The following is a 14250-nucleotide window of genomic DNA, read 5'->3' as shown; positions in this document are numbered from 1 at the left end:
TTGATCAGGCCGCCTTTCGCGTCGGGGTGGCTCGGTTGGCACGGTTGTCGCGGACGAGTGAGGCCACGCCCTCGGCCCGCAGCTCGTCCAGGGTCACGGCGGTGGCGCCCAGCCGGGCGGCCAGGGTGCGGGCCAGGCCGAGCCGCACCGGGCCGGCTTCGCAGTCCAGCACCACGCTCGCCACGCCCTGGGCGGTGAACAGTCCGGCCGCCTGGTGGGAGCGCGCGACGGCGTCGCGGGAGCCGGTCGCCCGGCCGTCGGTCACCACGACCAGTAGCGGGCGGCGGTGCGGGTCGCGCATCCGCTCGACCCGCAGCACCTCGTGGGCCCGCAGCAGCCCGGCCGCCAGCGGGGTCCGGCCGCCGGTCGGAAGCGACTCCAGCCGGGCCGCGCCCACCTCGACGGAGGAGGTGGGCGGCAGGGCCAGCTCGGCGCTCGCGCCGCGGAAGGTGATCATGCCGATCTTGTCCCGGCGCTGGTAGGCGTCCATCAGCAGGGAGAGCACGGCGCCCTTGACGGCGGTCATCCGCTGCCGGGCCGCCATCGAACCGGAGGCGTCCACCAGGAACAGCACCAGGTTGGACTCGCGGCCCTGCCGGACCTGCTCGCGGAAGTCGTCCTTCTGCAGCAGCAGCGCGCGCGAGTCCCGCCCGCGTGCCACCTGGTGCGGCGCGGCGGCCCGCAGGGTGGCGCTCAGGTGCAGCCGGGCCAGGCGCCCCTGCGGGCGGCGGGCGCGGATGGTGTGGCCGCCGTCGGTCTCGGCGGGGGAGCGGCGGCCCTGGGCGCCCTTCCCGGTGCCCTCCACCTTGAACAGCCGGGTGCGGTACGGCTCGCCGGCCGCCACCGGCGCGGTCTGCGGCGCGCCGCCCCGGCCCTGCTGCGGGACGGCCTCCGGCTCGGCCGGCGTCTGCGGCTCGGGCCCGGCGGCCGCGGAGCCGTCGGGCGTGTCCGCGGGCGCGGGCGCGCCACCGCCACCGTCGGGGCCGCCACCGTCGGGGCCGCCGCCGCCGTCGGGGCCGGGGCCGTCGTCCTCGGGGCCGTTCCCCTCGGGGCCCTCGCCGGGCTGCTCCCCCTCCGACGGTCGCTCCGCGGGCTCGGGCTCCTCGGGCCCGGCGTGCTCCTCCAGGGTCCGCTCCAACTGCTCCTCGTCCAGCCCCGGCGCGTCGAAGGGGTTGCGCCGGCGGCGGTGCGGCAGGGCCAGCTGCGCGGCCTTGCGGACGTCCTCCTCCAGCACCTGCGTCCGGCCCGCCCAGGCGGCCAGCGCGACGGCGGTGCGGGCCATCACGATGTCCGCGCGCAGCCCGTCCACCTCGAAGGCGGCGCAGACGGCGGTGATCTGGCGCAGCGCCGTGTCGGTCAGCTCCACCTCGGGCAGCAGCTCCCGGGCCGCGGTGATCCGCCCGGCGAGCGCGCGCTCGTCCTCGGCGAACCGCGCGGCGAACCCGGTCGGGTCGGCGTCGTACGCCAGCCGGCGGCGGACCACCTCGGCGCGCTCGGCCGGCTCCCGGGTGGCGGCGATCTCCACGGTCAGGCCGAACCGGTCGAGCAGCTGCGGGCGCAGCTCGCCCTCCTCCGGGTTCATCGTCCCGACCAGCAGGAACCGCGCCGCGTGGCGCACCGAGACGCCCTCGCGCTCCACGTAGGAGCGGCCCATCGCGGCCGCGTCCAGCAGCAGGTCCACCACGTGGTCCTGGAGCAGGTTGACCTCGTCGATGTAGAGCACGCCCCGGTGCGCCCGGGCCAGCAGGCCCGGCTCGTACGCCTTCACGCCCTCGGCCAGCGCGCGCTCCAGGTCCAGCGAGCCGACGATCCGGTCCTCGGAGACGCCGACCGGCAGCTCGACCAGCCGGGCCGGGCGGTGGGTCTCGTCGGCGCCGTCGTGCGCGCCGTCCGGGCAGGCCGGGTCCGGCGCGGCCGGGTCGCAGGCGAAACGGCAGCCGTCGACGGCGGCGATGGACGGGAGCAGACCGGCCAGCGCCCGCACCATGGTCGACTTGGCGGTGCCCTTCTCACCCCGCACCAGCACGCCGCCGACGGCCGGGGAGACCGCGTTGAGCAGCAGCCCGAGCCGCAGGTCGGCCATTCCGACGATCGCGGTGAAGGGGTAGCGGACGTCACTCATGATTCTCCAAGGGGGCCCCGGGCGGCAGGAACGGCAGCGAACCCGCGGCCGGCACCCCGCCCTCGATCAGCTTCCACAGCGCGTCGGTGTCCGCGTGCTCCTCGATCAGGTCGCCCAGCCGGTCCAGCCGGGCCTCGCGCGCCTCGGCGAACGAGGTGTCCGGCGCGGGCACGAACGCCCGGCCCGACAGAGCGGCGACCTCGCGCAGCAGCGCGCGCCGGAAGCCGTCGTTCTCCAGCGCGCCGTGCCAGGTCGTGCCCCAGACCGCCCCCACCCGGCAGCCGTCCAGGAACGCCTCTCCGCCCTCCACGGTGACGATCCCGTGGTGGATCTCGTACCCCTGGACCGGCTGCCCGTAGGCCTCGCCGACCGGTCGGCCGAGCACCTTCTCGGCGCCGAACCGGACGTGCGTCGGGAGCAGCCCGAGGCCGTCGACGGCACCGGCCTTCGACTCGACCTCGTCGTGGATGGCGCGCGCGAGCATCTGGTAGCCGCCGCAGACGCCGAGGACCGGCAGCCCGGCCGCGGCCCGGGCCCTGAGGGCCGGCTCCAGGCCGCGCTCGCGCAGCCAGGCCAGGTCGGCCACGGTGGCCCGGGTGCCGGGCAGGATCACCAGGTCGGCGTCGGCCAGCTCCTCGGGCCGGGTGGCCCAGCGGACCAGCACCCCGGGTTCCTGGGCCAGTGCGTCCACGTCGGTGAAGTTGGACAGCCGGGGGAAGCGCACCACGGCCACCCGCAGCACGTCGGCGCCGAGCGGCCCGCGCCCCTCGGCGCGGTCCACCACGGTGGTCAGGTCCAGGGAGTCCTCGGCGTCCAGCCAGAGCCCGGACAGCATCGGCAGGGTGCCCAGCACCGGACGGCCGGTCAGCTCGCGCAGCATCTCCAGCCCGGGCGCCAGGAGCCGCGCGTCGCCGCGGAACTTGTTGACGAACCAGCCCGCCACATGGTGCTGGTCCTGCTCCGACAGCAGCGCCAGCGTCCCGTACATCGCGGCGAACACGCCGCCGCGGTCGATGTCGCCGACCACCACGACCGGCAGGCCGGCGGCGGTGGCCAGGCCCATGTTGGCGATGTCCCGGTCCCGCAGGTTGATCTCGGCGGGCGATCCGGCGCCCTCGCAGACCACCACGTCGTAGCGCCGGCGCAGGTCGGCCAGGCACTCCAGCGCTCGCTCCAGCAGGACGGGCTTGCGGTCGCGGTAGTCCAGCGCGCCGACCTCGGCGACCGCCCGGCCGAGCAGCACCACCTGGCTGCGGCCGTCCGCGCCGGGCTTCAGCAGCACCGGGTTCATCGCCGCCTCGGGCTCCACCCGGGCCGCCTGGGCCTGCATCGCCTGGGCGCGGCCGATCTCGGCACCGTCGGCGGTGACGAAGGAGTTCAGCGACATGTTCTGCGCCTTGAACGGCGCCACGGCGACGCCCTGACGGGCCAGCCAGCGGCAGATGCCCGCGGTGACCACGCTCTTGCCGGCGTCCGAGGTCGTCCCGGCGACCAGCAGTGCGTTGCTCATGCGCTCCCCCTTCTCGTCCCCGCCTTGAGTGCCTGCACGACGGCGTGCCCGGCGACGGTCGTACCCAGTGCGAGCAGTCCCACCCGGCGGGAGAGCCGGCAGGCGCGCTCGATGTCGTCCACCGTCACCGGTCGCAGCTCGCCGCCCAGTACCGGCCGGTGCTCGACCCGGGCGCCGTACCGCAGGGTGCCGCCGAGCCGCACGCCGACGGCACCGGCGAAGGCCGACTCGGCCTGGCCCGCGTTGGGGCTGGGGTGGGCGGAGCCGTCCCGGCGCCAGACCCGCCAGGCCGTCCGGGGCTCGGGCGCGGCGGCGACGGTCAGCAGCGCGGTCAGCCGCGCGCCCGGCCAGCCCGCCACGTCGTCCAGCCGCGCCGAGGCCCAGCCGAACCGGGCGTGGCGCGGCGAGCGGTGGCCGACCATCGCGTCCAGGGTGTTGACCGCGCGGAACGCCAGCAGCCCGGGCGTGCCCGCGAGGGCGCCCCAGACGAGTGCGTTGACCACGGCGTCGGCGGTGTTCTCGGCGACCGACTCGACCACCGCGCGGGCGATCTGCCCCTCGTCGAGGGCGCTCGGGTCCCGCCCGCACAGGTGCGGCAGCCGCTGCCGCGCCGCCGCGAGGTCGTGCGCGGCGAGCGAGCGTCCGATCGAGCGGGCCTCGCGGGTGAGCGAGGTGCCGCCGAGCACCGTCCAGGTCGCGGCGGCGGCCAGCGCGGCCCGCCCGAGCGGCCGGCGGCCCAGGGTGCGGTCGGCCGCCAGCGCGCCGGCCGCGACGGTGCCCACGCAGAGCGCCGTGAAAGCCGTTCCGACGGCGCGGTCGTCCCGCCAGATCCGCCGCTCCAGCCGGCCGGCCGCACCGCCGAAGACGGCCACCGGGTGGCCGCGGCGCGGGTCGGCGAAGCGGGCGTCGGCGAGGTACCCGGCCGCGGCCCCCAGGGCGAAGGCGGCGGCGCGGGTCAGCGGGCGCACGGTGGACAGCGGAGGGCTCGGAAGGTCGGGGCAGCCTGCATCGCGTGCGTGTCCTCACTCAGGGTCCGCGCCCTGGATCGACGTACCGGGGGCGAGAGTCTCCTGGCTTCCGGGTCGAACGCACCCCCGGGCCCGGCGGCGGCTTCTGACGGCCCGCCGCGATGGGCCCCCTCCGGCGCCGTGGCCGGCGGAGGAGGGACTCCGAGTGTGCTCCCCGGTGACAGTGGCGGGACCGCGCCGGACTCGCACCGGCTTCCTCTGCATGCCTCCGTTTGGCTGAAGGATCCCATCACGCGGCCGAACCGTGCGTCAACCAAGGTCACGGAGGGGTTGGTCACAGCGGAGCCGGGCCGCCCGACCCCGTCGCTACCTCCGATCGGCACCCCCCGCAGGGGCATGACAGCCTGTGCGATCGTCCAGTCACCCGGAGGAGCCTCCGGGCCCGCTTCGTGTGTTCGGCGGCTGGGGGGCGGCCGGACCGCCCCCTACCGTCGGGCCATGCGACGCAGACAGCCACCCGCCGTGCCCCCGGTGCCCTTCTCGCCCGCGGCCGCCCGCGCGCACCGCGCCGGCCTCGGGCTGACCCCCGAGCAGGTGGTCGAGGGCATGGCCGCGCACGGCGTCCGGCTGCTGCCCTCCCACGTGCTCGGCTGGGAGAGCGGCGAGCTGCGCCCCGCCGAGGACGAGTTCATCGCCCTGGCCCGGGCGCTCTGGTGCCCGCCGGCCCAGCTGATGGGCGTCCGCCCGGCCCGGCTGCGGGACTTCCGGGTCGCCCGGGAGCTCAACCAGGAGAGCGCGGCCCACCGGATCGGCCTCGCACTGGACCGCTACCAGCGGGCCGAGGCGACCGGTCAGTGGGACGGCGACCAGGAGCAGACCCACGCGCTGGCCCAGGTGCTCGGCACGACCCTGCGCGAGCTGGTCGCGGTGACCGGCCGGGCGCAGGAGCTGGACCGGCGGCTGCGGCAGTGCGTGGACGGCCGCTGGCAGGCGCAGCTCCGGCCGATCGGCCGGATCGTGCCGGTGCACGAGGGCGACCTCACCGCCGTGCTGACGGCGCTGCAGAACGAGTACCAGGTCACCTCCCACTGGGGCGCCGGCAGCTGGGGCTCCCCGGCCCCGGCGGCGGACACCCGCGCGGCGGCGGCCCGGCCGCTCGGCGAGCGGTTCTGGGAGCTGCTGGAGCGCCTGGAGACCGAGATCCCGGTCTGACGGGCCGGTACCGCGCCGCCCCCGCGCGGCGCCTCCCCCTCCCTGCCCTCTCCCTCTGCCGCTTCCCGCGCCGCCGCTTCCCGCAGCCGCTTCCCGCGCCGCCGTGACCAGAGGGCCGAGAACCGCGCCGCCGCTTCCCGCAGCCGGTTCCCGCGCCGCCGCTTCCCGCAGCCGGTTCCCGCGCCGCCGCTTCCCGCAGCCGCTTCCCGCGCCGCCGTGACCAGAGGGCCGAGAACCGCGCCGCCGCTTCCCGCAGCCGGTTCCCGTGCCGCCGTGACCCGGCCAAGACCCCCGCCGCCAAGACCCGGCCAAGACCCGCGCCGCCGTGACCCGGACGGCCGCGTCCGGTGGCCGGGTGGCGCCCCCGCGAGTGGACTGGTGGGCAGACTGCCCAGTCCGCGACCAACAGAGCGGGGAGCGATATGCGTTGGGGAACCGCAGCCGCCGTGGCGGCCGCCGCCGTCGGCACCGGGGCCGCCGTCCTGCTGATCGGCCGGAGGGCCTCCGAGCGGATGGTCCGCCCGGCGGTCGGCCGTGAGCGGGCCGCCGGCCCCGTCGTGGTGCTGACCCTCGCCGCCGGACGGGCCACCTTCACCCGCAGCGCCGAGAGCGCCCGCCCCGGCCGCTGGGCCGTCGAGTGGGGCGACGGGGGGCACGCGGTGGTCGGCGAGATCCTGCACGCCGACGAGCGGGGCGTCACCCGCCGGCTGGTCCGCGCCGACCGCGGCACCCTGGCCCCCGGTACCGCGGTCCGCTTCACGCCCCGCGTCCACCTCGGCGACCCGACCGGCGCCCTCGGCCTGCCGTACACCGAGACCGCCGTCCAGGGCGAGCTGGGCGCGCTGCCCGCCTGGCGGCTGGACGGCAAGCGGGGCACCTGGGTGATCCTGGTGCACGGCCCCGGCGCCGACCGGCAGCAGACCCTCCCGGTGATGCCCGTCCTGCACCGGCTCGCGCTGCCCGTCCTGGCCGTCACCTACCGCGGCGACGAGGGCGCGCCGGCCTCCCCGGACGGCCTCGGCCACTTCGGCGAGACCGAGTGGCGCGACGTCGAGGCGGCCCTGCGGCTGGCCCTGGACAGCGGCGCCGGGCGGGTGATCCTGTACGGCTGGTCGCTCGGCGCGACCATGGTCCTGCAGACCGCGGCCCGCTCCGCCTGGGCCTCCTCGATCAGCGGCCTGGTGCTGGACTCGCCCGTGCTCGACTGGTCGGCCACCGCCCGCCGGGGCGCCGCCCGGGCCGGCTACCGGGGCGCCGCCGCCGAGCTGGGCGCGCTCGCGGCCGAGGGCCGGGCCGGCGTGGATCTGGCCGACTTCGCCCGCCTCGCGGACGGCACCGACCTGCGGGTGCCCACGCTCCTCCTGCACGGGCCCGACGACGCGCTGGCCCCCTGGCAGGCCGCCGCCCGGCTGGCCCACCGCCGCTCCGACGTGGTCGGCCTCCAGGCCGTCCCCGGCGGCGAGCACGCCGGCCTCTGGAACGCCGACCCCGACCGCTACGAGGAGCACCTGCGGCGCTGGCTCACCCCGCTGCTCTGAGGCCCGTCTCGGGCGGTCCCAGCCGTGTTCCGGACAGCCCCTCGGGCCCCTTCCCGCACCCCGTCCGCCCCGTCTTTCCCCAGGCTGGCGTGTCCGCGTCACACAGATCCGGCCAGGCGGTTTGGCCTCTGTTGCCCGATCTTGTCGACCCCCTGCGACCACCTGTCGGTAGTCGGGGCCGATCGGATGTGACAGAAGGCCGGTACAAGGGGAAGACTGCTCGACGTGACGTCTCGGAATCCGCGCGACCGTGATGCCCAGCTCCCGCCGACGATCGGCTCCGGTGCGACGGTGACCCGTCTCCCCGGAACTGCCCACCGCCCCGCCGGCGCCAGGCCGGGCGGCTCCGGCGTACCCCGCCGACGAGGCCCCGCACCAGCCCCCGGCCGGGGCCGGGTCCCGGTGCCGGACGGCTTCCCCGCTCCCGCCGAGCTCGCCCCGCTGGCCCGTCGGATGCTGATCGACGCCGTCCGCATCGCCCGCTGGGCCGGTGAACTCGCCGAGGTCGACAAGCGCGGCGAGCTGCTCCCCGAGGACGCCCGCGACGCGGGCCGCGCCCTCGCCATGACGGTGGGCGCCGCCGGCAAGGCCTGGGGCCAGGCCCTGCTGGTCGGCCTGGTCGAGGCCCGGGACGGCGGCGCCGCCCCCGGCTGGCGCCTGCACGCCTGGGAGCACGACGACGAGGCCGTGGTCCGCGGCTGGTCCGCCCTGTTCGACGCCTGGACGCTGCTCGCCCCGGTGCCGCCCGCCGCCCTGCGCGGCGTGTTCGCGGTGCTCGCCGGGCAGGCCGTCGACCAGGCGCCGCAGCTGCTCTCCTTCCTCCACCTGGTGGCCGGCCCGGTCGCCGACAGCGAACTGCTGGAGCTGCTGCGCCGGGGCCTGGACGAGCGCCGGGTCGGCGGCGGCGACGGCGCGCTGGGCCTCTCGCCCGTGCCGCACGCCGCCTCCGCGGTCTCGGCCGTCCGCGGCACCTGCCGCGAGCCGCAGATCGACACCCCGGCCGCGCCCTCCGACGTGGCGGCCGTGCTGGACTGGATGCTGGACGGCCTGGCCGCGGTCGGCGCGGTGGTCCGCAAGGACGACGCCGCCGAGCTCTCCCCGCTCGGGCACTGGGCGGTGCGGGCCAAGCTGGAGGAGATCTGCACCGTCGCGCAGACCGCCGCCGGACACATCGAGCAGAGCGCCTTCGAGCTGCTCAACGCCTGCGCCGACTACTCGCCGGGCCCGGCCCGGGCCGAGTTCCGCGCCTGGGTGGCGGCCCGACCGGCCGACCGGGCGGTGGCCGAGCTGCTGGACGCCGCCCAGGGTGACGACGCACTGGTGCGCGGCCTCGCCTTCGAGGCGCTGCGGGTGGCCGGCTCCACCGCCGAGCAGGCCGTCCGGGCTGCCGTGGACGCCCCGGTGCTGCGCCCCTACGCGCTGCTCTGGCTGGCCGAGCAGTCGGACGAGGGCGTCGCCCCGGCCGATGTGCTGGGCGCGGAGGACGCCGCCTGGCTCTGGGTGGACACCGCGGCCGCGGTGCTCGACCACGGCGAGACCGAGCTGCTGGTGGGCCATGTCGAGGGAGCCTCGGCCGGTGATCCGGTCCGGCTGTTCGCCCGGGCCCGGCAGTCCGGCCACCCGCGGGCGGCGTCGGTGCTGACCGCCGTCTCCGGCGTCCACCCGGACCCGGTCGTGGCCCGCGCGGCCCGGCGCTCGGCCTTCAGCGTCCACCGCGGCGGCGCGTAGCCGTCAGGGCGCGCCGCGGCGGCGCGGAGCCGCTCGGGCCTGACCGTGGCGGCTCCAAGGCCGCCACCCGGCCCGGCAGGGCCGCAGCCGGCCTCCACGGGGCCGCACGCCGCCCGCGCGGCCGTCACCACCGGCCCGGCAAGGGCCGCGAGGCATGCGAGAGGGCCCGGATCCGTCGAGCGGATCCGGGCCCGTCGTCGTACGTCCCTCGGGGTCAGCCGAGCCGGGACTCCGCCCGGCGCGCCCGGACGTCCCCGACCTTCTGGCCGACCTTGCGCCGGATCACCAGCAGCGGGGCCATCGCGGCGAGCGCGATCTGGCCGTAGGCGCCGATGTGCAGCAGGTAGTCGCCGCCCTTCAGGCCGGTCGCCCAGGCCGCCAGGCAGCCGATCGAGAGCACGATCCAGCAGAGCGTCGCGGTGGCCAGCAGCCCCTGCGGCTTCGGGTACTCGATCCGGCTCATCATCAGGTACGCGGTACCGGCGATGGCGAGCAGACCGGGCAGGAACGGCGGGTCGAGCAGCACGATGGCGATCACCGTCATCGCGCCCATCGGGCAGGGCATGCCCTGGAACACCCCGGGTCGCATCTTCACGGCGGAGAACCGCGCCAGCCGCAGCACCACGGACAGCAGCACCGTCAGCGCGATCAGCGCCGAGAGACGGCTGTCGGAGCCCGGCGAGACCATGCCCCAGACCGCGACGAAGTAGGCCGGCGCGATGCCGAAGCTGATCAGGTCGGCCAGGTTGTCGAGTTCGGCCCCGAGGGCGGAGGAGCGCAGCTTGCGCGCCACCAGTCCGTCGAAGAGGTCGCACATCGAGCCGATCAGCAGCAGCGTCACCGCGGTGGCGGCGCTGTGCTTGTCCGGCGCGGCGTCCGGGTTGGTGATGTGCGGGACGAGGACCCCGGTGGTGATCGAGTAGATCGCCAGGAAGCCGCAGACGGCGTTCCCCAGGGTCAGGAAGTCGGCGGTGGACAGGTGCTGGGGAGAGCGCGGGGCGCGCAGCTCGCGGTCGCGCGCCCAACGGCGGCGGCGCAGGGCCGTCTCCTCGTCGTCCAGGCCGACGATCGTCTCAGGTTCAGTCACGGTCAAGGCGCGTCACCCCGGCTGTGGTCTTCTGGCCGACCTCGACGCCGACCTCGACGCCGGCCGGCAGGTAGGTGTCGACCCGGGAGCCGAAGCGGATCAGACCGATCCGATCGCCCTGCTCGACCTTGGTACCGGCGTCGACGTACGGCACGATGCGGCGGGCCACGGCCCCCGCGATCTGCACCATCTCGATGTCGCCGAGCTCGGTGTCGAAGTGCCAGACGACCCGCTCGTTCTGGTCGCTGTCCTTGTTGAACGCGGGCACGAAACCACCCGCGACGTGCTCGACGGAGGTCACGGTGCCGGGCAGGGGCGCCCGGTTGACGTGGACGTTGAGCGGGCTCATGAAGATCGCCACCCGGGTGCGGCCGTCCGGCCAGGCGTCGATGCTCTGCACCACGCCGTCGGCGGGGGAGATCACTCTGCCCGTGCCGATCTCACGCTCGGGGTCGCGGAAGAACCACAGCATGCCGGCGCTGAGCGCACAGGCGGGCACCGCCGCCAGGGCCCACGCGCCATTGCGCCGGGTGAGGGCGGTGGTCACGGCTGCCGTGGCGAGGGTGGGGACGAACCAGGGGGTGGCTCCGCGCGCGATGGTCACGCGGGGTCGCCGGCCGGCCGTCGTGGCGGCGAGGGCATCGCTGTCCGTGACGGAGGTGTGAGGGGACGGGCTGATGGGCATCGAAGACCTTTGTCGCGGGGGATCATGGCCGCTGGACGGGGGCCACCGCGGGGATCGAGTAATAAAGGGACGGCGTCTGTCCCGGTGGATGCTATCGGGACCACACGGTGGGTGGGCAACCCGCCTGCTCGGTCATGTGTCCTGCGTGCGGCGCAGCTGCGCCTTCTGTGTATACGACCGTAGCTCGACCCGCTCCGGTTCCCAAGGGTCCGGGCAGGGCTGGTGACTCTTGTCTCAACAGGCATGCCCGGGGAACCCCGGACCGTCGGCGCAGGGGCGCGCGCGGGGTGCGCCGAAGCGGCCGCAAGGCGCGTGACAGCAGCTGTACGCCCTACGGCCGCTTCGGGAGCCGTGCCGGACCCCAGGCGGACCAGGCCGGGGTCGTGGTGGCACGGCGGGGTGCCGGGACGGGCCCGCACGCCCGTCGACCGGCCGTCACCGGGCCGTCAACCCGCCGGGCGGAGCGTCACCGCGCCGCCCGGGCGAGTCTTCGTACTGGTAGTCCTCACTCCGCGATGCGGTACTCCTCCAGCAGACGACGTCCGACGATCATCTTCTGGATCTCCGCAGTACCTTCACCGATGAGCAGCATCGGAGCCTCGCGGTAGAGGCGCTCGATCTCGTACTCCTTGGAGAAGCCGTAGCCGCCGTGGATGCGGAAGGCGTCCTCGACGACCTCCTTGCAGTACTCGGAGGCGAGGTACTTGGCCATGCCGGCCTCAAGGTCGTTGCGCTCGCCGCTGTCCTTCTTGCGGGCGGCCATCACCATCATCTGGTGGGCGGCCTCGACCTTGGTGGCCATCTCGGCGAGCTTGAACTGGATCGCCTGGTGCTCGGCGATCTTCTTGCCGAAGGTGGAGCGCTGCTGGGCGTAGGAGATGCCCAGCTCGAAGGCGCGGCGGGCGACGCCGCAGCCGCGCGCGGCCACGTTGACGCGGCCGACCTCGACGCCGTCCATCATCTGGTAGAAGCCCTTGCCCGGGGCGCCGCCGAGGACGCGGTCGGCCGGGACGCGGACGTCCTGGAGGATCAGCTCGGTGGTGTCGACGCCCTTGTAGCCCATCTTCTCGATCTTGCCGGGCACGGTGAGCCCGGGGACGGTCGGGTTCGGGCCGAAGCCCGCCGTCTTCTCGATCAGGAAGGTGGTCATGTTCTTGTACGGGGAGCTGCCGCCCTCGTCGGTCTTGCAGAGCACCGCGACCAGGGTGGACGTGCCGCCGTTGGTGAGCCACATCTTCTGGCCGTTGAGGACGTAGGAGTCCCCGTCCCTGACGCCCTTGGTGGAGATCGCGGAGACGTCGGAGCCGAGGCCCGGCTCGGACATCGAGAAGGCGCCGCGGATCTCGCCGGCGGCCATCTTCGGCAGGAAGTAGTCCTTCTGCTCCTGGGTGCCGTGCGCGTTGATCATGTGGGCCACGATGAAGTGGGTGTTCACGATGCCGGAGACGGACATCCAGCCGCGTGCGATCTCCTCCACCACCAGGGCGTAGGTGAGGAGCGATTCGCCGAGGCCGCCGTACTCCTCGGGAATGGTGAGGCCGAAGAGGCCGAGCTGCTTCATCCCCTCCACGATGGCGGTGGGGTACTCGTCCTTGTGCTCCAGCTCGGTCGCGACCGGAATGATCTCCTTGTCGACGAAATCCCGCACGGTGGCGAGGATGTCCCGCTGGATCTCGGTGAGGCCGTCGGTCTGTGCGAGGCGTCCCATCGTGCGGCTCCTGTGGCGAAAGAGGGAGAGGGTGGGGGGAGGGCAGAACAGCGGGGGGGATTTTCCGGGGGCCCTGCCGGCGTGGCTGCGGCAGCAGGGCCCCCGGTACCGGGGCGGGGATCGGCCGATGACGGCGGCCTACCCGTCCGGGGCTCCTGGGTGGTACGGCTCTGGACGGGCTAGGACAGCGGAGTCGGGCGGCCGGGCTGCTCGCCGCCGCGCTCCTTGATGTACGTCGCCGTCGGCACCATCACCTTGCGGCGGAAGATGCAGACGACCGTGCCGTCCTGCTTGTAGCCCTTGGTCTCGACGTACACGATGCCGCGGTCGTCCTTGGACTTGGACGGCCACTTGTCGAGCACGGTGGTCTCGCCGTACAGGGTGTCGCCGTGGAAGGTCGGCGCGATGTGGCGCAGCGACTCGATCTCCAGATTGGCGATCGCCTTGCCGGAGACGTCCGGGACGGACATTCCGAGCAGCAGCGAGTAGATGTAGTTGCCGACCACGACGTTCTTGCCGAAGTCGGTCGTCCGCTCCGCGTAGTTGGTGTCCATGTGGAGCGGGTGGTGGTTCATGGTGAGCAGACAGAAGAGGTGGTCGTCGTACTCGGTGACCGTCTTGCCGGGCCAGTGCTTGTAGACAGCGCCGACCTCGAACTCCTCGTAGGTGCGTCCGAACTGCATTTCAATGGTCCTTAGGAGGTCAGGAGGGGTCAGGCCTGCGGGGGCTCGAACTTGGAGGTGCGCTCGAACCCGGCGGCGCGGCCCTTGCCCGCGATGACCAGGGCCATCTTGCGGCTGGCCTCGTCGATCATCTCGTCGCCGAGCATCGCGGAGCCCTTGGCACCGCCCGCCTCGGAGGTGCACCAGTCGTAGGCGTCGAGGATCAGCTCGGCGTGGTCGTAGTCCTCCTGCGAGGGCGAGAAGATCTCGTTCGCGGCGGAGACCTGGTCCGGGTGGAGCACCCACTTGCCGTCGAAGCCGAGCGCGGCGGCGCGGCCGGCCACCTCGCGGTAGCCCTCCTGGTTGCGGATCTGCAGGTAGGGGCCGTCGATGGCCTGCAGGTCGTTGGCGCGGGCGGCCATCAGGATGCGCATCAGGATGTAGTGGTAGGCGTCGGCCGGGTAGCCCGCCGGCTGCTCGCCGACCACCAGGGACTTCATGTTGATCGAGGCCATGAAGTCGGCCGGGCCGAAGATGATCGTCTCCAGGCGCGGGGAGGACTCGGCGATCGCGTCGACGTTGATCAGGCCCTTGGCGTTCTCGATCTGCGCCTCGATGCCGATCTTGCCGACCTCGAAGCCCATGGTCTTCTCGATCTGGGTGAGCAGCAGGTCGAGCGCCCGGACCTGCTCGGCGTCCTGGACCTTCGGCAGCATGATGCAGTCGAGGTTGGGGCCGGCGCCCTCGACGACCGTGATCACGTCGCGGTACGTCCAGTGGGTGGTCCAGTCGTTGACGCGGACGACCTTGGTCTTCTTGCCCCAGTCACCGTTGTTCAGCGCGTCGACGATGTTGTGCCGGGCGCTCTCCTTGACCAGCGGGGCGCAGGCGTCCTCCAGGTCGAGGAAGACCTGGTCGGCCGGGAGGCCCTGGGCCTTCTCCAGGAAGCGCGGGTTGCTGCCCGGTACGGCGAGGCAGGAGCGTCGGGGGCGGAGCCGGTTGACGGGGGTGTCGCTGGCGTTGCTCATGA

The 14250-nt window shown here is 74.6% G+C and carries 11 protein-coding genes and 1 riboswitch; of the genes, 3 read left to right on the top strand and 8 right to left on the bottom strand.

Features of this window, described 5'->3' with window-relative positions; all coding sequences use genetic code 11:
- Positions 1-4: 4 nt before the first annotated feature.
- The 3 genes from ACZ34W_RS06870 to ACZ34W_RS06860 are packed head-to-tail and all read right to left on the bottom strand — an operon-like array spanning position 5 to position 4600.
- Positions 5-2122, bottom strand: coding sequence for a putative cobaltochelatase (locus tag ACZ34W_RS06870; protein WP_465602262.1), 2118 nt, complete (start codon positions 2120-2122; stop codon positions 5-7).
- On the bottom strand, positions 2115-3632 hold the full coding sequence (locus tag ACZ34W_RS06865; RefSeq protein ID WP_465602260.1) for a cobyric acid synthase: 1518 nt from the start codon (positions 3630-3632) through the stop codon (positions 2115-2117). The genes ACZ34W_RS06870 and ACZ34W_RS06865 overlap by 8 nt, the downstream gene beginning before the upstream one ends.
- Positions 3629-4600 (bottom strand): cobalamin biosynthesis protein, encoded by a 972-nt coding sequence (locus ACZ34W_RS06860; RefSeq protein WP_465602258.1) that lies wholly within the window; start codon positions 4598-4600, stop codon positions 3629-3631. The genes ACZ34W_RS06865 and ACZ34W_RS06860 overlap by 4 nt, the downstream gene beginning before the upstream one ends.
- 93 nt (positions 4601-4693) lie before the next feature.
- Positions 4694-4886: riboswitch (cobalamin riboswitch) on the bottom strand.
- Positions 4887-5098: 212 nt separating this feature from the next.
- On the opposite strand from ACZ34W_RS06860, the gene ACZ34W_RS06855 reads away from it, so the two are divergent.
- The 3 genes from ACZ34W_RS06855 (at position 5099) to ACZ34W_RS06845 (ending at position 9078) form a co-directional block, all read left to right on the top strand.
- Positions 5099-5812, top strand: coding sequence for a helix-turn-helix domain-containing protein (locus ACZ34W_RS06855; RefSeq protein WP_465602256.1), 714 nt, complete (start codon positions 5099-5101; stop codon positions 5810-5812).
- Positions 5813-6234: 422 nt separating this feature from the next.
- Positions 6235-7350, top strand: coding sequence for an alpha/beta hydrolase family protein (locus ACZ34W_RS06850; protein WP_465602254.1), 1116 nt, complete (start codon positions 6235-6237; stop codon positions 7348-7350).
- 402 nt (positions 7351-7752) lie between these two features.
- Positions 7753-9078, top strand: a complete 1326-nt coding sequence (locus ACZ34W_RS06845; protein WP_329490089.1) for a hypothetical protein — start codon at positions 7753-7755, stop codon at positions 9076-9078.
- Between the two features lie 214 nt (positions 9079-9292).
- On the opposite strand, the gene ACZ34W_RS06840 is transcribed toward ACZ34W_RS06845, so the two are convergent.
- The 5 genes from ACZ34W_RS06840 to ACZ34W_RS06820 all read right to left on the bottom strand — a co-directional run bounded on the left by ACZ34W_RS06840 (position 9293) and on the right by ACZ34W_RS06820 (position 14248).
- Positions 9293-10171, bottom strand: a complete 879-nt coding sequence (locus tag ACZ34W_RS06840) for a CDP-alcohol phosphatidyltransferase family protein (protein ID WP_380391186.1) — start codon at positions 10169-10171, stop codon at positions 9293-9295.
- Positions 10158-10850: a phosphatidylserine decarboxylase gene (locus ACZ34W_RS06835; RefSeq protein WP_329490090.1), complete on the bottom strand. Its 693-nt coding sequence runs from the start codon at positions 10848-10850 to the stop codon at positions 10158-10160. Before ACZ34W_RS06835 ends, ACZ34W_RS06840 begins: the two co-directional genes overlap by 14 nt.
- A gap of 505 nt (positions 10851-11355) precedes the next feature.
- Positions 11356-12558, bottom strand: a complete 1203-nt coding sequence (locus ACZ34W_RS06830; protein WP_329490091.1) for an acyl-CoA dehydrogenase family protein — start codon at positions 12556-12558, stop codon at positions 11356-11358.
- Positions 12559-12737: 179 nt separating this feature from the next.
- Positions 12738-13241: a MaoC family dehydratase gene (locus ACZ34W_RS06825; protein WP_352288293.1), complete on the bottom strand. Its 504-nt coding sequence runs from the start codon at positions 13239-13241 to the stop codon at positions 12738-12740.
- A gap of 29 nt (positions 13242-13270) precedes the next feature.
- On the bottom strand, positions 13271-14248 hold the full coding sequence (locus ACZ34W_RS06820; RefSeq protein ID WP_329490093.1) for an HpcH/HpaI aldolase/citrate lyase family protein: 978 nt from the start codon (positions 14246-14248) through the stop codon (positions 13271-13273).
- Between the last annotated feature and the right edge of the window lie 2 nt (positions 14249-14250).

The organism is Kitasatospora sp. NPDC022856, assembly GCF_055561235.1.
This window is presented reverse-complemented; position numbering and strand designations above follow the sequence as displayed.